This window comes from Mycobacterium sp. E3251 (assembly GCF_001666835.1).
Lineage (GTDB): Bacteria > Actinomycetota > Actinomycetes > Mycobacteriales > Mycobacteriaceae > Mycobacterium.
Genome location: NZ_LZJF01000119.1, coordinates 37,188 through 56,313 on the forward strand (window position 1 = coordinate 37,188; position 19,126 = coordinate 56,313).

Sequence of the window (19,126 nt, forward strand, 5' to 3'; positions counted from 1 at the left end):
GATCCGAATGGCAACGCCGGACGATGCGGTCGCTATCGCCGACATTTATGCGCCTTACGTGCTCGACTCCGCCATCTCGTTCGAGGCGGTGCCGCCGACGGCCCAGCGACCCGCTGCCATGGTCCGACCTACCGGCTCGCACACTTGAGTCTGCGCTCGGAGGTCACACTGGAGAGCAGCATCGAACGGACGACGCCTGGCCACCCACCGAATCGAGGAGTCGATGAGTGACAAACCCGGCGGGCCGACCCGCCCGCTGATCGCGTTCACCACTCAGGACAACGCGCCGCCCATCACACCGGCCCCCATCAGCCGGCCGTGGATGTCGCAGATGCGCAACGGCTGGCCGAACAGGTGCCTGCCGATACTGATCGCCAACCAGAGCGGCTGGGAGCTGCGCAACCGGTCCGCCTTCACCGCGACGTGGATGGGCGGGGATGACAGCATGGGTGTGATCATCGCCCCGGACCGGCGCGACCCCGGTCAGCTCCTGCCGTTCAGCCACTTCGGTTACGGCATCCTGACCTGGCACCTGCCGATGTTGTTCCGTACCCCGCCGGGCTACAACCTGTTGGTCCGGGGTCCGGCGAACTATCCCAAGGACGCCGTCTCGCCGCTGGAGGGAATCGTCGAAACGGACTGGGCCACATCGAGTTTCAGCATGAGCTGGCAGATCACCCGCAAGATGATGCCGGTGCGCTTCGAGGTCGACGAGCCGATCTGCATGATCGTCCCGCAAAGGCGGGCCGAGCTGGAAGAGTTCGCCCCGGAAATCAGGCCGATCGAGGCCGACGACGAGGTTCGCCGCAAGCACGAGTTCTTCCTGCGTTCACGCAACGAGCTGGGCCGGGCGCAGGCGGCGACGAATACCGCCCTGGGTGAGAAGGTGCCGTGGCAAGGCGACTACACGCGGGGCAGGCACTCCGACGGCGAGGCCGGGGCCCCCGATCACCAGACGCGCATCCATCTGCGCCCGTTCGCCGAGTCACCGGGCGACAAACAGCAATAGGCTCACCCCGCGTGCGTCGCGGTCAGCTCCGGGATTCGCGTCGGCGCCTGGGCCGATGATCCCGCCCAGGCGATGTATCCGTCGGGGCGCACCAGTACGGCAGGCCCGCGGTCGGTCCGCTCCGCCTGCAGCATCCCGGGCGCATCAACCGGTGGGGCGCCGTGTTCGCGCACGAGGACAAAACCTCCGGTGCGCTGCAGTTCGGTCAACCGTCCCTCGGCGAGCGAAATCGCGGTGGCGCGGGTGCCGACCAGACCGCGGCGGCCGTAGCGCAGCGTCGTGCCCGCGAAACTGCCCGCCGCCAGGTCCCGCACCGCGGGGATGCGAAGCAGCCTGGGTGCCAACAGGTTCCGCATCCACCGCGCAGGCCGCGGATGCAGCGTGGCGGCGCGGGCGATCAGCCCGGACTGCATCACAACGCGCTTGCCGATCGGGTGGCGTTCGTCCTGGTAGCTGTCCAGCAGCCGGTCGTCGGCGCCGCCGAGCACCGCGTCGATCTTCCACGCCAGGTTGGCGGCGTCCTGGATCCCGGTGTTCATGCCTTGGCCGCCCATGGGGGAGTGCACGTGCGCAGCGTCGCCGGCCAAGAACACCCGCCCGTGCCGGTACCGCTCGACTTGCCTTTCGTCGCAATGGAATCGGGACTTCCAGCTGACCTCGACCACACCGTAGTCGGTGCCCATGCCGCGGGCCAGGACGTCGACGACCTCGGCGCCCTCGACCGGTTCGCTGTCGGGCACCTGATGATCGCGGTCCCACACCATGGCGCGATACCACGAGCCGTCCGCGTCCCGGCGGTTGTAGGGAGCCAGGAATGCCAGGACATCTCCGGGCGCCCCGACCGTCAGGCCCCCGCCGGCCGGTCCGTGGGCGAGCTTGACGTCGGCCAGCACGATCGACGTCAGCACCGTCTTGCCGGGGAATCCGGCGCCCACCAACCGTCTAACGGTGCTGTGCGCCCCGTCGGCGCCGATCACGTACCGCGACCGCCACGTCTGCCGGTGCGCGGGATCCTCGTCGTCCTTGGGACGGGCGGTGACCGTCACGCCGTCGGCGTCCTGCTCGAGCGCGACCACCTCGATGCCGCGCCGGATCTCGGCGCCCTGGGCCTGCGCGTAGCGGCGCAGCGCGGCATCGACGTTGGTCTGCGGGGTGACCAAGACGAACGAGTAGGGCGAGTCGAGATGGGTGAGGTCGATCTGCGCGCCGGCGAACAGCCGCACGCGCGGCGCGCGGTGCCCGAGGGCCAGCAGGTCGTCGGCCAGTCCGCGCGCCTCGAGAAGTTCCAGCGTGCGCGCCATGGTGGCGAACGCGCGGCTCGACTGGTTCTCCGTCGGCCAGCGTTCCAGCACCGTGACCGACCGGCCGGCGCGAGCCAGGTCGCCCGCGGCGGTCAGGCCGGTGGGACCCGCCCCCACCACCAGGACGTCGACGTCGTGGGCCGTCATCGCGCCGCTCCTTCCGGCGCCGGGTACCAGCGCCGGATATCGCCGGGGGTGGACTGCGCCGCGCGGTTGAATACGAAGCGGCAGCCCGGCTGGGTGACGTGCGCGGCGTTGACGATCGACTCGAACAGCAGGGTGTTGCCGGCGGCCAGGCGAATGCCGGCGCCGATCAACACCGCGTCGTAGCGCTTGGCTTCCAGCCAGCGCCGAGCCTTGTCGGCGCCAGCGGCGCCGAAGGCGATCAGGCAGTTGTCGACCTCGTATCCTGCCGCGCGCAGCCCCGCGACGTTGTCGTCGTTGGCGGCGCGCAGCGCCTCCCTGGACAGCCCCGCGAACTGCGCGAAGTCCGGCGACGAGTAGTCGATCACGTCCGGATCGAGCCCGATCTGGATGACAGTCACGGTCATGGTCCGACCTCCTCGGCGTGAGTTCAACAATTGTTGAACTCAACGCTAGGCTCACGCTCTGGCCGTGTCAACAGTTGTTGAATACAATCCGCTCATGCCCACGAAAGCCCGCGACGGGAAGGTCACCCGCGCCACGATCCTGCGCGCCGCGCGCGCCCAGTTCTCCACCCAGGGCTTCGAACGCACCACCATCCGCTCGATCGCGTCGGAGGCCGGCGTGGATCCCGCATTGGTCATGCACTACTTCGGCAGCAAGGCGGACCTGTTCGCCGCGGTGTCGCGGCTCGAGGTCAGCTTCCCGGATCTCTCCGGCGTCGCCTCCGAACAGCTCGCGGACGTGCTGGTGCCGCTGTTCGTCCAGGTATGGGATCCGAACGGTTCCTTCCTGCCGCTGCTGCGCGCGGCCGCGACCAATCGCACGGCCGCCGACACGCTCCTGGCGGTTTTCGTCGAGCAGGTAGCCCCGGCCCTGGCGACCGTCACCCCCGACCGCGCCGTCGAGCGGGCCGCACTGGTGGGCTCCCAGGTCCTGGGCATCGCGATGGCCCGCTATGTGGTCGGGGTGCCGGCGCTGGCCGGAATGGACGACGCGACGCTCACCGAATGGGTGCGCCCGGTGCTCGCGCGCTATCTGACGGGCCCGGCACCCCCGGGGCCGTCGGCATAGAGTTGGTGCCATGCCACTTTCAGGGGAGTACGCACCGAGCCCATGGGATTGGGCCCGCGAACAGGCCGAGAAGTACGAGCAGTCGGGCGGGACCGAAGCCACCGACATGAAGGGGAAACCCATCATCGTGCTGACCACGGTCGGGGCCAAGACGGGAAAGCTGCGCAAGACGCCGCTGATGCGGGTCGAGCACGACGGTGAGTACGCGATCGTCGCCTCCCTTGGCGGAGCCCCGAAGCACCCCGTCTGGTACCACAACGTCGTCAAAAACCCCCGGGTCGAGCTGCAGGACGGCGGCACCACTCGCGAATACGACGCTCGCGAGGTGTTCGGCGACGAGAAGGCACTCTGGTGGGAGCGTGCCGTCGAGGCCTGGCCGGACTACGCCGAATACCAGAAGAAAACGGACCGCCAGATCCCGGTATTCGTGCTGAGCCCGGTCGGCTGAATTCCGGACTTGGTCGGCTGCCATGGCACCATTGAGCAGTGTCCGCCGAACTGAGCCATCACCCGAGCGTCGCGCCGCTTTCCGCGGCTGACATCGACGGCGCGGCGAAGCGGATCGCCTCGGTGGTCACGCCGACCCCGCTGCAGTACAGCGACCGGTTGTCGGCGATCACCGGCGCGAACGTCTACCTCAAGCGCGAAGACCTGCAGGTGGTGCGCTCCTACAAGCTGCGCGGGGCCTACAACCTGCTGGTGCAGTTGTCCGACGAGGAGCTGGCCGCGGGCGTGGTGTGCTCGTCGGCGGGCAATCACGCGCAGGGCTTCGCCTACGCGTGCCGGACGCTGGGGGTGCACGGCCGCGTCTACGTGCCCGCCAAGACTCCCCAGCAGAAGCGGGACCGCATCCGCTACCACGGCGGCGACTTCATCGAACTGATCGTGGGCGGAACGACGTACGACCTGGCCGCCGAGGCCGCGCTGGCCGACGTCGAACGCACCGGCGCCACGCTGGTGCCGCCCTATGACGACCCGCGCACCATGGCCGGTCAGGGCACCATCGCCGTCGAGCTGCTGGATCAACTGGATGACGAGCCGGACTTGGTGGTCGTCCCCGTGGGCGGCGGCGGCTGCATCGCCGGCATCACCACCTACCTCGCCGAGCGGACGACGAACACATCGGTGCTTGGCGTCGAACCGGCCGGGGCCGCGGCGATGATGGCCGCGCTGGCCGCCGGCGCACCCGTGACACTGGACCACGTCGACCAATTCGTCGATGGCGCGGCGGTGCGCCGCGCGGGCACGCTGACCTACGCCGCGCTGGCCGCCGCCGGCGACATGGTGTCGATCACCACGATCGACGAGGGAGCGGTGTGCACCGCGATGCTGGACCTCTATCAGAACGAGGGCATCATCGCCGAGCCGGCGGGCGCGCTGTCGGTCGCGGGACTGCTAGAGGCCGACGTCGAGCCCGGGTCCGCGGTGGTGTGCCTCATCTCGGGCGGCAACAACGACGTTTCCCGCTACGGCGAGGTGCTGGAACGATCGCTGGTCCACCTCGGCCTCAAGCACTACTTCCTGGTGGACTTCCCGCAGGAACCCGGAGCCCTGCGCCGGTTCCTCGACGAGGTGCTGGGACCCGACGACGACATCACCCTGTTCGAGTACATCAAGCGCAACAACCGGGAGACCGGCGAGGCGCTGGTGGGCATCCAGTTGGCCTCGTCGGCCGATCTGGACGGCCTGCTGGCACGGATGCGGGCGACGGAGCTGCACGTCGAACGCCTGGAGCCCGGCTCGCCGGCCTATCGCTACCTGCTTTTCTAAGCCAGATATCCCGGCACCGGCATCTCCGGATCCAGATCCGAGGCCGGCACCGGCGCGCCGGCCGTCACGCTCAGCGGCACCACGCCCGCCCAGTGCGGCAGCGCGCAATCCTCCGGATCGTCGACCGGGGCGCCGGTGCGCACCTTGGCCGATACCTCCACGAGGTCGAGCGCGAGCACCCCGGTGGCGGCCAGTTCGCGCGCGTTCGGGGCGCGGCAGTCGGCGGCGCGGCCGGGCGCGATGTGATCCAGCAGGCCGGCGAGCGCCCGCAGTTGCTCCGTCTCGTCGTCGACGACGCGCGCGGTGCCCAGCACCATCACCGACCGGAAGTTCACCGAATGGTGCATCGCGGCACGGGCCAGCACCAGCCCGTCGACCAGGGTTACGGTGACGCACACCGGCAGGCCGGAGGGCGTCGCGCGGGCGGCCAGCAGGGGACCGCTGCCGGTGGAACCGTGCAGGTAGAGGGTCTCGCCCAGGCGGACGTGGGTGGTGGGCAGCACCACCGGCCGGCCGGCGCTGAGGTAGCCCAGGTGGCAGATGAGCGCCTCGTCCAGGATCTGGTGGACGGTCTCGCGGTCATAGCGCGCCCGCTCCCGGTATCGGGTGGGCGTGGTGCGCGGAGTCGGCTCGTATCCGGTTTGCATGACTTTAGCCTTTGTTCTAGTACATAATCATTAGTGTGCCAGTACAAAGCAGCATAACCGGGACGGGTGCGGAGTCCATAGCCGCCAGCATCGAAGCCGCCATCTCGGCGGGCGCGCTGGCGCCCGGGGATGCGCTGCCGCCCGTGCGCGACCTGGCCGCCCGGCTCGGCGTGAACGCCAATACCGCCGCCGCTGCCTACCGCCTGCTGCGTCATCGCGGGGCCGTGGAAACCGCCGGCCGGCGCGGCACGCGGGTGCGGCACCGCCCGGCGACTACCCCCCGATCCCTCCTCGCGCTCGACGTCCCCGCCGGCGTGCGCGACCTGTCGACCGGCAACCCGGACCCGGCCCTGCTGCCCCTTGCGGGCGCCACGCTGCCCAACCCGATTGCCGGCCGTCCGGTGCTGTACGGCGAGCCCGCGATCTCGGCGGCCCTGGCGGAGTTCGCGCGGGCGGCGCTCTCCGCCGACGGCGTGCCGTCCGATCACCTCGCGGTGACCAGCGGTGCGCTCGATGGGATCGAGCGCGTCCTGACCGCGCATCTGCGCCCCGGTGACCGGGTCGCGGTGGAGGACCCGGGCTGGGCCAACCTGCTCGATCTGCTTGCCGCGCTGGGCCTTTCGGCCGAGCCGGTCCGGGTCGACGACGAGGGGCCGCTGCCCGACGACCTGGCGCTGGCCCTGGACCGCGGGTCGCGCGGCTTGATCGTCACCAATCGCGCCCAAAACCCGACGGGTGCGGCGTTATCCGCCGATCGCGCCGACGCGTTACGGCCCCTGTTGGCGCAGCGGGCCGGGGATCTGCTGCTCGTCGAAGACGATCACTGCGCGGGCATCTCCGGCGCGCCGCTGCGCACGTTGGCCGGCGTGACCGAGCATTGGGCGTTCGTGCGATCCACGTCCAAGGCCTACGGACCCGACCTGCGGGTGGCCGTCCTCGCGGGTGACCATCGCACCGTCGAGCGCGTGCACGGCCGACTGCGGCTCGGCGCGGGCTGGGTGAGCCACCTGCTGCAGGACCTGGCCGTCAGCCTGTGGTCGGACCCGGTGGCCGCGCGCCTTGTCGGCGCGGCCGAGCGGCAATACGCCGACACCCGCCGCGGGCTCTGCGCCGCCCTGGCCGAGCGCGACGTCGCCGCCCACGCGCGCTCCGGTCTCAACGTATGGATTCCCGTGCCCGATGAGACGGTCGCGATCACCCGGCTGCTCGGCGCGGGCTGGGCCGCGGCGCCGGGCACGCGGTTCCGGATCCGCACGCCGGCGGGCATCCGGGTCACCATCGCCGACGTCCGCGCCGACGAGATCGACCCCCTGGCGGACGCGATCGCGCAGGCGGTGCACGGCTCGGGCCGCCCCAGCGTCTAGCCGGGCGTCAAGGGCCCTCGCCGCCAACGCATCCCAGGCCCGGGCCCGTCCACAACAGCGCCGCGCTGGGCTCGGGCGGGGTCTCGTTGACCACGACGAGGGGAGCCGGCAACGGCTTCTTCTTCCTGAGCAAGCCGATCCACCTTAGGAATTGATTCATGGGCGAATCATCGGCGGTCACGCGGCCGGCCGCGCACCGTCATCCACAGGCCTACGCCCGCTCGCGCACCGCCAGGATGGCGAACGAATGGCCCTCCAGCACCGTGCTGTCGGCATCGACCGCGGGATCACCCCAGGCCAGGACCACGTCCCCGGCGACGGGCACCTTCGTCGCCTCGGCGCCGAGGTTGCACACGATGCGCAGCCGGCCGCGCGACACGCTGATCCAGCGTTGCTCCTCGTCGTAGTCGACCGCGAGATGCTCCAGCCAGGGGTCGGCCAGGTCGGGGTCGCTGTGCCGCAACGCGATCAGGTCGCGGTAGAGCCGGTGCAATCGGCCGTGTTCGCCGGTGTCGACCTCGTCCCAGTCGAGTTTCGAGCGCTGGAAGGTCTGCGGGTCTTGCGGGTCGGGGATTTCGTCGGCGTCCCAGCCGTGTTCGGCGAACTCCGCCTTGCGCCCTTCCGCGGTGGCCTTGGCCAGCTCCGGCTCGGGATGCGAGCTGAAGAACTGGAACGGGGTAGACGCCGCATACTCCTCACCCATGAAAAGCATTGCGGTGAAGGGTGTCGCGAGCACGAGCGCCGCCTTGATCGCCAGCTGGCCGCCGGTCAGGTTCTGCGACGGGCGGTCCCCGAGGGCCCGGTTGCCCACCTGGTCGTGGGTGCAGGTGTACGCGACCAGCCGGGTGGCGGGGATCCCCGACTCCGCCGTGGTGTCCAGCGGCCGACCGTGCCGGCGGTGCCGGAACGACGAATACGTGGCGGCGTGAAAGTAGCCGTGCCGCAACGTCTGTGCCAGCGTGGCCAACGACCCGAAGTCCGCGTAGTAACCCTGGCGTTCACCGGACACCGCGGTGTGGATGGCGTGGTGGATGTCGTCGGCCCACTGCGCCGTCAGCCCGTAGCCGCCGCGGTCGCGCGGGGTGATCAACCGCGGGTCGTTGAGGTCGCTCTCGGCGATCAGCGACAGCGGGCGGCCCAATTGCTCTGCCAGCCAATCCGTTTCGGTTGCGAGCTCCTCGAGGATGTGGATCGCGGTGGTGTCCACCAGGGCGTGCACGGCGTCCAGGCGCAGGCCGTCGGCGTGGAAGTCGCGCATCCAGCGCAGCGCGCACCCGATGATGTAGCGGCGCACCTCGTCGGAGTCGGCGTCGGCGATGTTGATGCCTTCGCCCCACGGGTTGCTCGCCGACGACAGGTAGGGGCCGAACTTCGGCAGGTAATTGCCCGACGGGCCCAGGTGGTTGAACACCGCGTCGATGAGCACCCCCAGGCCGCGCGCGTGGCAGGCGTCGACGAACCGGACCAAACCGTCGGGGCCGCCGTAGGGCTCGTGCACGCTGTACCAGAGCACGCCGTCGTATCCCCAGCCGTGCGTTCCCGCAAAGGAATTCACCGGCATCAGCTCGACGAAGTCGACGCCGAGGTCCACCAGGTAGTCGAGCTTCTCGATGGCCGAGTCGAAGGTGCCGGCGCCGGTGAAGGTGCCCAGGTGCATCTCGTAGATCACCGCACCCTCGACCGGCCGGCCCTGCCAGTCGCCGTCGGTCCATTGTGCGGCGGCCGGGTCCCACAGCTGCGAGCGGGCGTGCACGCCGTCGGGCTGCCGGGGCGAGCGCGGGTCGGGCAGCACGGTGGGATCGTCGTCGAGCAGGAACCCGTAGCGGGCGTTGGGCGCCGCGTCGACGTCCCCGTGCCACCAGCCGTCATCCGCGCGCGTCATCGCGTGCACCCGGCCATCGACGTCGAGCCGGACCAGCTCCGGTTTGGGTGCCCAGACCCGGAATTCAGTCATTGTGGCGCTCCAGCAAGACGACGGGCAGGTCGGCGAACAACTGGGCCGCCGAGGTCGGCCCGTCCGCGATGGCCCCGGTGAGTGCGTCCTTCCACGTCCCTTCGGGCAGCGGCAGCACCGTGTTGCCCCAGCCCGTTTCGGTCAGCCGCACGGTCCAGCGGGTGACCGCCACCAGGACGTCCTCGCCCCGGCGGAACGCCAGCACGTGCTCGGCGGCGTCGCCGCTGGCCAGCACTGGGATGTAGTTGCCGCCCAGGAAGGTGTCCGGATGGGAGCGTCGCACCCGAAGCGCCGTCGTGACGACCCGAATCTTGGGATGTTCCAACGCTTTCAGGGCCGCTCGCCGGGCGGTGTAGTCGACGGCCCTGCGGTTGTCCGGGTCGACGAGGCTGTCGTCCCAGAGTTCGGTGCCCTGGTAGACGTCCGGTATCCCGGGCACGGTCAGCGCCAGCAGCTTCTGGCCCAGCGCGTCGCTGGCGGCGTGCGGGTTGAGCTGGTTGACCAGTTTGGTCAGCTGGCCGGCCACCGGACCGTCGAACAGGGTGTCCAGCCACCGGTGCACCGCGGCCTCGAACTCCGCGTCCGGATCGTTCCACGAGGTATGCCAGGCCGCCTCCCGGATGGCCTTCTCGGCGTAGCCGTGCAAGCGGTCGCGCAGCTCCGGGCTGACCTCGCCACTGACCGGCCAGACGCCGAAGATGTTCTGCCACAGGAATTGGCCGGTCGCCGGATCGGGGGACGGCGCGTCGGCCTCCCAGCGGGCGACGAACTCGGCCCACAGCGACGGGACCTGCGACAGCACCCCGATCCGGGCCCGGACATCCTCGCCCCGCTTGGTGTCGTGGGTGGTCAGCGTCGTCATCGTCTGCGGCCACAGGCGGGCCCGGTCGGCGGAGCTCTGGTGGAACTCCGCCGCGCCGACACCGAAACGATGCGGTTCGCCACCCACTTCGTTGAGCGAAACCAGTCGGGCGTCGCGGTAGAAGTAGCAGTCCTCGCTTGCCTTGGCGGTGACGGCGCCGCAGAGCTGTTGCAGGCGGGTGACCGGTTCCCCGCCGTGGGCCAGCGCTGCGACGAGCACCTGCAGCGCGGGTGCCAATTCCGGTGCCTGCGACTGGGTTTCGGCCAGCGCCGTGGGCATGATCGCCGACAGGCTCGGGTAGTCGCAGCGGTAGACGCCGATATGGGTGAGCAGCGCGGCGATCGCTTCGGGCAGTTGCGGATGATCGGCTCCGGCCGCCGCCACGATGCTGCGGCGCAGCCTTCGCAGCTCGCTTGCCAGCGTGTCGGTGGCCGCGCGGACCTTGAGTTCCGCCAACATCTGCGGCGCCGCCCCGTAGTCCAACCCCGCCGACTCGACCAGCTCGGTCAGGGCCGGGGCGCCATTCGGGTCGATGAAGACGCCGCCGATCTCCCGCAGCACGTCGTAGCCGGTGGTGCCGCCGATCGGCAGAGTGGGTTCCAGCGCCTCGTCGACCGCGAGGATCTTCTCGATCACGATCCACGTCCGCGGTCCAACCGATTCGCGCAGCCACGCCAAATAGCCGCAGGGGTCCGATAATCCGTCGGGGTGGTCGATGCGCAGGCCGTCGACGAGTCCCTCGGCGGCCCACCGGGCCACCTCGGCGTGGGTGGCGTCGAACACGGCCCGGTCTTCCTGGCGCAGCCCGGCCAACGAGGTGATCGAGAAGAAACGCCGGTAGCCGCAGACGCCGTTGCGCCAGCCCACCAGCCGGTAATGCTGGCGGTCGTGCACCTCGGGCCCGGTGCCCTCGCCGGTACCGGGCGCGACGGGCAGCGCCAGGTCACCCAACCGGAGCAGGTCCCCGTCGACCTTGAGGTCGGCCGCGTCGTCGTCGGAACCCAGGATGGGCAGCACGATCCGGCCGTCCTCGTCGAGGTCCCAGTCGATGTCGAAATACGTTGCGTAGTCCGAGGAACGGCCGTGCCGCAGGACGTCCCACCACCACGCGTTCTGTTGGGGCTGGTCGATTCCCACGTGATTGGGCACGATGTCGACGATCAGGCCGAGGCCGCGCTCTCGCGCCGCCGCGGACAGCCGCGCCAGCCCGTCGCGCCCGCCGAGTTCGGGGGAGACCGTGGTCGGGTCGGTGACGTCGTAGCCGTGGTTCGACCCGGTGGCCGCGGTCATGATCGGCGACAGGTAGAGGTGCGAAACCCCGAGTTCGTCCAGGTAGTCCAGTAGGTTTTCCGCGTCGGCGAAGGTGAACGCGAACCCGCTGGCCTCACCACGCAGCTGCAGCCGGTAAGTCGAGAGAATAGGAAAGGCCATGCGTCACATGGTCTTACGTAATACCAGAAGCGAACGTCCGGGCAGCGAGACTTTCTCCTCGGCATGCACCAGCTGGTCGGCGTCACCCGACGGATGGTTGGTGTCCAGTTCCACGGTCCACTCCTGGGCATAGTCGTCGTTCGGCATCACGAACTCCACGGGTTCGTCGCCGGCGTTGAAGCACAACAGGAATGAGTCATCGACGACTCGTTCGCCGCGTGCGTTGGGTGCGGTGATGGCCTCGCCGTTGAGGAACACCGCCACACATTTGTGAATGCTCTCGCCCCAGTCCTCATGCGTCATCTCGCGGCTGCTCGGATTCAGCCAGGCGATATCGCGGACCTCCTCGCCGCTTCGGATCGGCTCGCCCTCGAAGAACCGGCGGCGGCGGAATACCGGATGGTTCTTGCGCAGCGTGGTCACCTTGCGTGCGAACGCCAGCAGGTCCGAATTCTTGTCGACCAATGACCAATCCATCCAAGACAATTCGGAGTCCTGGCAGTACACGTTGTTGTTGCCGTTCTGGGTGCGGCCCAGCTCGTCGCCGTGCGCGATCATCGGCGTGCCCTGGCTGAGCATCAGCGTCGCCCAGAAGTTGCGCATCTGGCGGCAGCGCAGCGCCGTGATGTCCGGGTCGTCGGTGGGTCCCTCGACGCCGCAGTTCCACGAGCGGTTGTGGCTTTCGCCGTCGCGGTTGTCTTCGCCGTTGGCCAGGTTGTGCTTTTCGTTGTAGGACACCAGGTCGTTGAGCGTGAACCCGTCGTGGGCGGTGACGAAGTTGATGCTGGCGCTGGGGCGCCGGCCGGTCGCCTCATACAGGTCCGACGACCCGGTCAGCCGGGACGCGAACTCGCCAAGGGTTGCGGGCTCGCCCCGCCAGTAGTCACGCACAGTATCGCGATACTTCCCGTTCCACTCCGTCCACAAACCCGGGAAATTTCCCACCTGATAGCCGCCCTCGCCGACGTCCCACGGTTCGGCGATCAATTTGACCTGGCTGACGATCGGATCCTGCTGCACCAAATCGAAGAACGCGCTCAATCGGTCGACGTCATGCAGCTCGCGTGCGAGTGTGGCGGCCAGATCGAAGCGGAAGCCGTCGACGTGCATCTCGGTCACCCAGTAGCGCAGCGAATCCATGATCAGTTGCAATACGTGCGGGTGGCGCGGGTTGAGGCTGTTGCCGGTGCCGGTGTAGTCCTTGTACAACCGCAGGTCCGTGTCCATCAGCCGGTAATACGCCGCGTTGTCGATGCCACGGAAGTTGATGGTCGGCCCCAGGTGGTTGCCCTCGGCGGTGTGGTTGTACACCACGTCGAGGATGACCTCGATGCCCGCTTCGTGGAAGCTGCGCACCATGGACTTGAACTCCGCGACGCTGGAGTTGCGGTTGGACGCGTACTGGTTGTGCGGCGCGAAATACCCGAAAGTGTTGTAGCCCCAGTAATTTCGCAATCCCATGTCCAGCAGCCGCGAGTCGTGCATGAACTGGTGCACCGGCATGAGCTCGAGCGCGGTGACGTTGAGCGACTTGAGGTGATCGATCACGGCGGGGTGGGCCAGGCCGGCGTAGGTGCCGCGGAGTTCCTCGGGGATGCCCGGGTGGGTCTGCGTCATCCCCTTCACGTGGGCCTCGTAGATCACCGTTTCGTGGTAGGGGGTGAGCGGCGCGCGGTCGGAACCCCAGTCGAAGAAGGGGTTGCTCACCACGCTGGTCATGGTGTGGCCCAGCGAGTCGACCATCGGGGGAGTCCCCGGGTCGGCGTTGTCGGCATTGGGGTCGTCGAGGTGGACCGCGTTCAGGTCGTAGGAGAACAGCGCCTGCCCGAAGGTGAAGTCGCCGTGGAAGGCCTTGCCGTACGGGTCGAGCAGCAGCTTGCTCGGGTCGCACCGGTGGCCGGCCGACGGGTCGAAGGGCCCGTACACCCGGAAGCCGTAGCGCTGGCCGGGGGTGATGTTCGGCAGGTAGGCATGCCAGACGAAGCTGTCAACCTCATCGAGGGGGATCCGCGACTCCGCTCCGGCGTGGTCGATCAGACACAACTCGACCCGCTCGGCTACCTCGGAGAACAACGAGAAGTTGGTCCCCGCGCCGTCATAGGAAGCTCCGAGCGGATAGGGGGTCCCCGGCCACACGGTGGCCAGTTTCGGCTGTTGGTTACCAGTAACGCCTGTTTCTGAAGCGTATTTGTCGGTCGGCACCTTAATGACCTTATCCGCGCTCGGCGGCGCGGGGGCGCGTCACCACCAACCGGTGTTGGCCGCGATCTGGCGGCCCAATTCCCCTGTCATGGTTCGCACGTAAGTGGGGGTGAGGTGGTGGGCACCGTGGTAGATCAGCACGTTTCCCTCGACCGGGCGGCACACGTCGGCACGGCAGATCGCGTCGGACATGTCGAGCACCTTCAGCAGCGGGAACTGGGTGACGAAGTCGAGGGTCTGGTTACGGTCGGACAAAACGTCGGAACGTTTGATCGCACACGCCTGGGGGCTGCCGCCCTTTTTGGCGAGGCAATCCGCCGGGTCGAACGGCTGGCCGTTCTTCACCAACCATGGGGTGTCCCGCATGCCGAGGATCGGAATGTTGTTGTCGGAGAACCTCTGCCAGATCCCGATGTAGGTCGCCGGCATCACGTCGCCGGGCTTGATGTTCCACGGCCGGGTGGTCGTGGTGAACACGTAGTCGGGATGGTCGGCGATCACCTTGGCCATCGTCTGTTCCACCCACTCCCGGCACTGCGGGTAGGCGGCGTTGTTGCCCATGATCAACGGGACTTCCTCGGTGGACAACGGGCAGCCCATCTTGAGATAGGTCACCACCTTGAAGTGGTGCATCTGGCCGAGCAGGCTCAGCGCGGGCAGCCAGTGTTCGGCGTGGGACCCACCCGCGAGCGCGATGGTGCGGTCGGCGGCCACGTCGCCGTAGGTGCAAACGACCACGGCCGGGTTGACGAAGTCGCTGATGCAACCGTCGCGGGTGGAGGACGGCAGGTCTTCCTTGACCTCCAGCACGCTGGGCCGCATCGGCAACGCGGGCACCCGCACGCGCTCGGTCAGGGCGCGCGCCCCCGGATAGTCCTGCGGGTTGAGCACGCTGAGCTCCTTGCCCGCGGCGCGCAGGACCGTGACGTGCTGGCGCCACGTGAACGACGTCGCGGTCAGCGTCACGCCGAGCAGCACGATCGCGGTTCCCAGCGCCATCGTGGGCCTGGGCAGGCGTGCGAGCCACGGGGGTGTGGGCGCCGGTGATTTCCCGGAGGCGCGGTAGCGCAGGGGGTCCTCGACGAGCCGGGTGGTCAGGTAGGCGAGCAGGCCCGATACCAGCAGCACGGCCGAGCCTTCGACGGAGTTGGCGTGCCGGTGCCCGGTGAAGGACAGCCAGAAGATCAGCAGCGGCCAGTGCCACAGGTAGAGCGAATACGCCATCGCGCCCAGCGCGACCAGCGGCCCGGCCGCCAGCAAACGATTCGGCAGTGGCAGCCGGTCCCTGGCGGCGGGATGACGCTGCAGGTTCGCCCCGGCCAGGATCATCAGCATGGTGGCCCCGACGGGCACCAGGGCCCATGGGCCGGGAAACTCCTGCACGCCGTCGATCAGGGCACCGCAGGACACGATCGCGGCCAGCGCGACGGTGGCCAAGACCGTCCGCAACCACATCGGCCAGCGGATGGCCGGCACCACGGCGCCGACCAGCGCCCCGAGTAACAACTCCCAGGCGCGCGCGAAGCTGTTGTAGTAGGCGGCGGCCTGGTCGTCCTGATGCGCCACGATCGCGTAGACGAACGACGCCACCGTGAGCGCCGTCAGCAACACCAGGAACAGGGTGCGCAAGTGGGCGCCCAACGGGCGCCGGAAGAGGTACGCGCAGCCGGCGATCAACAGCAGGAAGCCGACGTAGAACTGGCCCTGCACCGACATGGACCAGATGTGCTGCAGGGGGCTGACGGCCTCGCCGGCGCGCAGGTAGTCCGACGCGGTGTTGGCCAACTCCCAGTTCTGGTAGTAGCCGAGGCTGGCGAGGCTTTGGTCGGCGAAGGTCTCCCAGCGGGTCTCCGGTTGCACGAGGATGGTCAGCACCGCACACCCGGCCAGCACCACGACCAGCGCGGGGACCAGGCGGCGGACGAGCCGGATCACCTCGGCAACCGGCGACAGGGTGACGGCCGGATTCAGTGCCGCGCGAATGACCTTGCCGCCGAAGAAGAATCCGGACAGCGCCAAGAACACATCGACCCCGCCCGAGACGCGGCCGAACCAGACATGGAACACCGCGACCAGCGCGATCGCGATGCCCCGCAACCCGTCGAGGTCGTAGCGGTAGAACCCCGCATTCCGCGTTCCCGTAGCGGCCGGTTCCTCGGTCGCGATCGGCAGGGGAGCAGGGGACAGGGTCGACATGATCGACCGCTAATTTACCGAAAACCGCCACCCGCTCCCGTTTAGGAGCAGGTGGCGGTGTCCGACAGGTCCCGAAGCGCCCGGAAAACTACCGGGCGGTGCCGGGGGCCGCGGGCAGGAACGGTGATTGCTGGGGTGGCAACAGCTGCACCGGGGCCTGCTGCGGCGGAATCAGCTGCGTCGGCAGCTGCGGAAGCGGGGCCTGCGGGGCCCGTTGCGCCGGGAGTTGCTGCAGCGGTGCTTGCTGGACGGGGGCTAGCGCGGACTGCTGCTGCAGCGGCGCTTGCTGCACCGGTGCCGGTTGCACGGGCGCCGGTTGCACCGGTGCCGGCTGGGCCGGGGCCTGCGGCAGCGGCGCCTGCTGTTGGGCGGGCACTTGCTGCACCGGCGCTTGCTGCAATGGCACTTGCTGCACCGGCGCTTGCTGCGCGGGCAGTTGCTGCAGCGGGGGCTGCTGCAGCGGGGCCTGCTGCGCCGGCGTCTGCGTCGGCACCTGCTGCGGCAGTTGCTGGGCCGGTGCCGGCTGGACCCCGAGGACCCGGACCAGGTACGGAGCCATGCCGTTGGCGCGCACCGGCGAAACCTGGACGACGTCGCCCACTTCGAGCATCTGGTTGTTCCCCAGGTACATCGCGACGCTCTGCGTGCCTTCCGGCCCGTAGAAGATCAGGTCACCCTTTTGCGCCTGTTGCGGCAGCACCTTCTGACCGACCTTGTACATCGCCCCGGACGAACGCGGCAGCTTGATGCCCGCGCCGGCGTAGGCGTACTGCATCAGGCCCGAGGCGTCGAAGCCGACGGTGTTGATACCGGAACCGGTGCCGCGGGTGGGACCGTTGATGCCCCCGCCGGCCCAGGAAAACGGCACGCCGCGCTGCGACAGCCCGCGCGCGATCACCACGTCGGTCGCCTGCTGGTAGTCCATCGGCCGGATACCCGGGTCGGCGGATGCGACCGCGGGGGCGACCAGCGGGGCCGCCAGCATCGCCAGACCGATCGCGAAGGCGTAGATGCGTTTCATTGTTCTTGGCCTCTCAGGCGCTCAGTGGCCTCCGCGCGGTGACTTCACGCGTCCGCCGCCGATCCATGCCCTGGGCGAGGACCCCCACGTTGGGGCCGGCGCCGCTGCATGACACTTGCGGATGTGACACCGGGCACGACGCCCCTGTTTTCACATCAGTCACTGAAACCACTCTGACAACAGAAGGTGGTAGCCGCCAGGCTCCGGCGGGATTTTTTGTCGTACCGTGACCGGACGGTGACTGCGCGACACGAATCCCGTATGCGCAGTTGTGATTTCGGTCTCAGTCGGACCCATGGGTGGACCAACCGCTGCGGCGGTTGGCCTAGAGCCAATAGCGTTCGCTGAAGGTGGTCAGCAGGGAGCCGACGACCGAGCTGACCATGACCAGCGTGAGGGCCAGAACCGGCCAGAAGGACATGTACCAGCCCTTCAGCATGGAAACGAGGGGGCCGACGACCGCGGCGGCGATCGCCGCGCCGATGCCACCCCACACCACCGGGCGGATGTAGTAGTCGATCCCGAAGGGCACCGGCCCGCAGGTCTCGTCCGCGCACACGTGCTCGAGGAAGCCGAACAGGCGGTCCGGCCACGTCGTCGCGGTGGCCAGGATGACGAGCACCGCCAACAGCGCGATCGTGGAAACGACGTCCCACGGGGCCAGCCGCACGCGAATGACCCGCGGCGCTTCGTCGTCGTAATCGACCACCGGGGAATTGGTTTTCGCGGTCTCGGACGCGCCCGCGGCGGGTTTGCCGGGCGAATGCGGCGTAGCCATCGGATCCCATGCTCCCCGATGGGCGGACTTTGTGCGACTCGGCTGCTTTACCCTCGATCACTATGCCTGCGGCGACGGCCGGGTTGACGCCCGAGCAGATCAGCGCGATCGACGCCGCGCATCTGTGGCACCCGTACAGCACGATCGGCGGCGAAGCCGTCGCGCCGGTGGTGGCCGTCGCGGCCCGCGGCGCCTGGCTGACCCTGATCCGCGACGGCCGGCCGATCCAGGCGCTCGACGCGATGAGCTCCTGGTGGACCGCGATCCACGGGCACGGCCATCCCGTGCTGGACGAGGCGCTGACCAGGCAGTTGGGTGTGATGAACCATGTCATGTTCGGCGGGCTCACCCACGAACCGGCCGCCCGGCTGGCGCAGCTGCTGGTGGACATCACCCCGGCGGGGCTGGACACCGTTTTCTTCAGCGACTCGGGCTCGGTGTCGGTCGAGGTAGCGGTCAAGATGGCGCTGCAGTACTGGCGCAGCCGCGGCCGGCCCGGCAAGCACCGGCTGATGACGTGGCGGGGCGGCTACCACGGGGACACCTTCACGCCGATGAGCGTCTGCGACCCCGACGGCGGCATGCACTCGCTGTGGACCGACATCCTGGCCCGCCAGGTGTTCGCGCCGCAGGTGCCGCGCGACTACGACCCCGGTTACAGCGCGGCGTTCGAGCAGCAACTCAGCAGGCAGGCCGGTGAACTGGCGGCCGTCATCGTCGAGCCGGTGGTGCAGGGTGCGGGCGGGATGCGCTTCCACGACCCCCGCTACCTGCGCGACCTGCGCGAGGCGTGCCGGCGGCACGACGTGCTGCTGATCTTCGACGAGATCGCCACCGGCTTCGGCCGCACGGGCGAGCTGTTCGCGGCCGACCACGCGGGGGTGAGCCCCGACATCATGTGCGTCGGCAAGGCGATGACCGGCGGATACCTCAGCATGGCCGCCACCCTGTGCACCACCGAGATCGCGCACACCATCAGCACCGGCGAGGCCGGCGCGCTCATGCACGGCCCCACCTTCATGGCCAATCCGCTGGCCTGCGCGGTGTCGGTGGCCAGCGTCGAGCTGCTGCTCGGCCAGGACTGGCGCGCGCGGGTCGCCGAGATCTCCGCCGGCCTGACGGCCGGGCTCGAACCCGCCCGGGCGCTGCCCGGCGTGACCGACGTGCGGGTGCGCGGCGCGATCGGCGTCATCGAATGCGAACGCCCGGTTGACCTGGCCGTCGCCACCCCGGCGGCCATGGATCGCGGCGTCTGGCTGCGCCCGTTCCGGAACCTCGTCTACGCGATGCCGCCCTACATCTGCTCGGACGGCGAGGTCGCCCAGATCACCTCGGCGATGATCGAGGTCGCGCGCCTCGTAGGCTGAAGGCCC

Annotated in this window: 15 protein-coding genes and 1 pseudogene; 6 read left to right on the forward strand and 10 right to left on the reverse strand. The window is 69.1% G+C overall.

Annotation, left to right across the window (positions count from 1 at the left end; genetic code table 11):
• Window positions 1-223 precede the first annotated feature (223 nt).
• The gene (locus tag A5697_RS14125) at window positions 224-1,009 is read left to right on the forward strand and encodes a DUF6065 family protein (RefSeq protein ID WP_068011019.1); all 786 of its coding nucleotides are present in this window, start codon (window positions 224-226) and stop codon (window positions 1,007-1,009) included.
• Between the two features lie 2 nt (window positions 1,010-1,011).
• Here A5697_RS14125 and A5697_RS14130 read toward each other — a convergent pair whose 3' ends face one another.
• Window positions 1,012-2,457, reverse strand: a complete 1,446-nt coding sequence (locus A5697_RS14130; RefSeq protein WP_068011021.1) for an FAD-dependent oxidoreductase — start codon at window positions 2,455-2,457, stop codon at window positions 1,012-1,014.
• Window positions 2,454-2,861 carry a hypothetical protein gene (locus A5697_RS14135; RefSeq protein ID WP_068011022.1) on the reverse strand — a complete coding sequence of 136 codons (408 nt, stop codon included), beginning with the start codon at window positions 2,859-2,861 and terminating at the stop codon, window positions 2,454-2,456. Before A5697_RS14135 ends, A5697_RS14130 begins: the two co-directional genes overlap by 4 nt.
• Before the next feature lie 94 nt (window positions 2,862-2,955).
• Here A5697_RS14135 and A5697_RS14140 point away from each other — a divergent pair, with 94 nt between their 5' ends.
• From A5697_RS14140 to ilvA, 3 genes are read left to right on the forward strand one after another with little or no spacing between them, the layout of a single operon-like run.
• Window positions 2,956-3,528, forward strand: a complete 573-nt coding sequence (locus tag A5697_RS14140; RefSeq protein WP_067948046.1) for a TetR family transcriptional regulator — start codon at window positions 2,956-2,958, stop codon at window positions 3,526-3,528.
• Between the two features lie 10 nt (window positions 3,529-3,538).
• The gene (locus A5697_RS14145; protein ID WP_067948048.1) at window positions 3,539-3,976 is read left to right on the forward strand and encodes a nitroreductase family deazaflavin-dependent oxidoreductase; all 438 of its coding nucleotides are present in this window, start codon (window positions 3,539-3,541) and stop codon (window positions 3,974-3,976) included.
• Between the two features lie 38 nt (window positions 3,977-4,014).
• Window positions 4,015-5,298 carry a threonine ammonia-lyase gene (gene ilvA, locus A5697_RS14150; RefSeq protein ID WP_068011024.1) on the forward strand — a complete coding sequence of 428 codons (1,284 nt, stop codon included), beginning with the start codon at window positions 4,015-4,017 and terminating at the stop codon, window positions 5,296-5,298.
• Here the strand turns inward: ilvA and A5697_RS14155 are convergent.
• Entirely contained in the window at window positions 5,295-5,945 is a 651-nt protein-coding gene (locus A5697_RS14155) for a pyridoxamine 5'-phosphate oxidase family protein (RefSeq protein ID WP_068011026.1), read from the reverse strand. The two genes, ilvA and A5697_RS14155, sit on opposite strands and share 4 nt — an antisense overlap.
• Window positions 5,946-5,980: 35 nt before the next feature.
• Here A5697_RS14155 and A5697_RS14160 point away from each other — a divergent pair, with 35 nt between their 5' ends.
• The gene (locus A5697_RS14160; protein WP_068011027.1) at window positions 5,981-7,309 is read left to right on the forward strand and encodes an aminotransferase class I/II-fold pyridoxal phosphate-dependent enzyme; all 1,329 of its coding nucleotides are present in this window, start codon (window positions 5,981-5,983) and stop codon (window positions 7,307-7,309) included.
• Between the two features lie 7 nt (window positions 7,310-7,316).
• Here A5697_RS14160 and A5697_RS27765 read toward each other — a convergent pair whose 3' ends face one another.
• The 7 genes and pseudogenes from A5697_RS27765 to A5697_RS14190 form a co-directional block, all read right to left on the reverse strand.
• On the reverse strand, window positions 7,317-7,469 hold the full coding sequence (locus A5697_RS27765) for a hypothetical protein (RefSeq protein ID WP_156673300.1): 153 nt from the start codon (window positions 7,467-7,469) through the stop codon (window positions 7,317-7,319).
• A gap of 51 nt (window positions 7,470-7,520) precedes the next feature.
• On the reverse strand, window positions 7,521-9,263 hold the full coding sequence (gene treZ, locus A5697_RS14165) for a malto-oligosyltrehalose trehalohydrolase (RefSeq protein ID WP_068011028.1): 1,743 nt from the start codon (window positions 9,261-9,263) through the stop codon (window positions 7,521-7,523).
• Complete coding sequence (treY, locus tag A5697_RS14170) at window positions 9,256-11,556, reverse strand: malto-oligosyltrehalose synthase (protein WP_068011030.1); 2,301 nt, start codon at window positions 11,554-11,556, stop codon at window positions 9,256-9,258. Before treY ends, treZ begins: the two co-directional genes overlap by 8 nt.
• Window positions 11,557-11,559: 3 nt before the next feature.
• A complete protein-coding gene (glgX, locus tag A5697_RS14175; protein WP_067948060.1) occupies window positions 11,560-13,758 on the reverse strand; it encodes a glycogen debranching protein GlgX in 2,199 nt (732 codons plus the stop codon).
• A gap of 39 nt (window positions 13,759-13,797) precedes the next feature.
• Window positions 13,798-15,954: an acyltransferase family protein gene (locus tag A5697_RS14180; RefSeq protein ID WP_068011032.1), complete on the reverse strand. Its 2,157-nt coding sequence runs from the start codon at window positions 15,952-15,954 to the stop codon at window positions 13,798-13,800.
• 364 nt (window positions 15,955-16,318) lie between these two features.
• Window positions 16,319-16,975 (reverse strand): annotated as a pseudogene (gene ripD / locus A5697_RS14185) (NlpC/P60 family peptidoglycan-binding protein RipD); the annotation flags it as partial.
• A 325-nt stretch (window positions 16,976-17,300) separates the two neighbouring features.
• Window positions 17,301-17,753 carry a hypothetical protein gene (locus A5697_RS14190; protein WP_067948065.1) on the reverse strand — a complete coding sequence of 151 codons (453 nt, stop codon included), beginning with the start codon at window positions 17,751-17,753 and terminating at the stop codon, window positions 17,301-17,303.
• Window positions 17,754-17,815: 62 nt separating this feature from the next.
• Here A5697_RS14190 and A5697_RS14195 point away from each other — a divergent pair, with 62 nt between their 5' ends.
• The gene (locus A5697_RS14195; RefSeq protein WP_067948068.1) at window positions 17,816-19,120 is read left to right on the forward strand and encodes an adenosylmethionine--8-amino-7-oxononanoate transaminase; all 1,305 of its coding nucleotides are present in this window, start codon (window positions 17,816-17,818) and stop codon (window positions 19,118-19,120) included.
• The last annotated feature ends 6 nt before the right edge of the window (window positions 19,121-19,126 follow it).

Excerpts from the sequence above, each read along its gene's own strand:
- A5697_RS14125 (WP_068011019.1), top strand. The coding sequence starts at position 224 with ATGAGTGACAAACCCGGCGGGCCGACCCGCCCGCTGATCGCGTTCACC.
- A5697_RS14130 (WP_068011021.1), bottom strand. The coding sequence starts at position 2,457 with ATGACGGCCCACGACGTCGACGTCCTGGTGGTGGGGGCGGGTCCCACC.
- A5697_RS14135 (WP_068011022.1), bottom strand. The coding sequence starts at position 2,861 with ATGACCGTGACTGTCATCCAGATCGGGCTCGATCCGGACGTGATCGAC.
- A5697_RS14140 (WP_067948046.1), top strand. The coding sequence starts at position 2,956 with ATGCCCACGAAAGCCCGCGACGGGAAGGTCACCCGCGCCACGATCCTG.
- A5697_RS14145 (WP_067948048.1), top strand. The coding sequence starts at position 3,539 with ATGCCACTTTCAGGGGAGTACGCACCGAGCCCATGGGATTGGGCCCGC.
- A5697_RS14155 (WP_068011026.1), bottom strand. The coding sequence starts at position 5,945 with ATGCAAACCGGATACGAGCCGACTCCGCGCACCACGCCCACCCGATAC.
- A5697_RS27765 (WP_156673300.1), bottom strand. The coding sequence starts at position 7,469 with ATGAATCAATTCCTAAGGTGGATCGGCTTGCTCAGGAAGAAGAAGCCG.
- treZ (WP_068011028.1), bottom strand. The coding sequence starts at position 9,263 with ATGACTGAATTCCGGGTCTGGGCACCCAAACCGGAGCTGGTCCGGCTC.
- treY (WP_068011030.1), bottom strand. The coding sequence starts at position 11,556 with ATGGCCTTTCCTATTCTCTCGACTTACCGGCTGCAGCTGCGTGGTGAG.
- A5697_RS14180 (WP_068011032.1), bottom strand. The coding sequence starts at position 15,954 with ATGTCGACCCTGTCCCCTGCTCCCCTGCCGATCGCGACCGAGGAACCG.
- A5697_RS14190 (WP_067948065.1), bottom strand. The coding sequence starts at position 17,753 with ATGGCTACGCCGCATTCGCCCGGCAAACCCGCCGCGGGCGCGTCCGAG.
- A5697_RS14195 (WP_067948068.1), top strand. The coding sequence starts at position 17,816 with ATGCCTGCGGCGACGGCCGGGTTGACGCCCGAGCAGATCAGCGCGATC.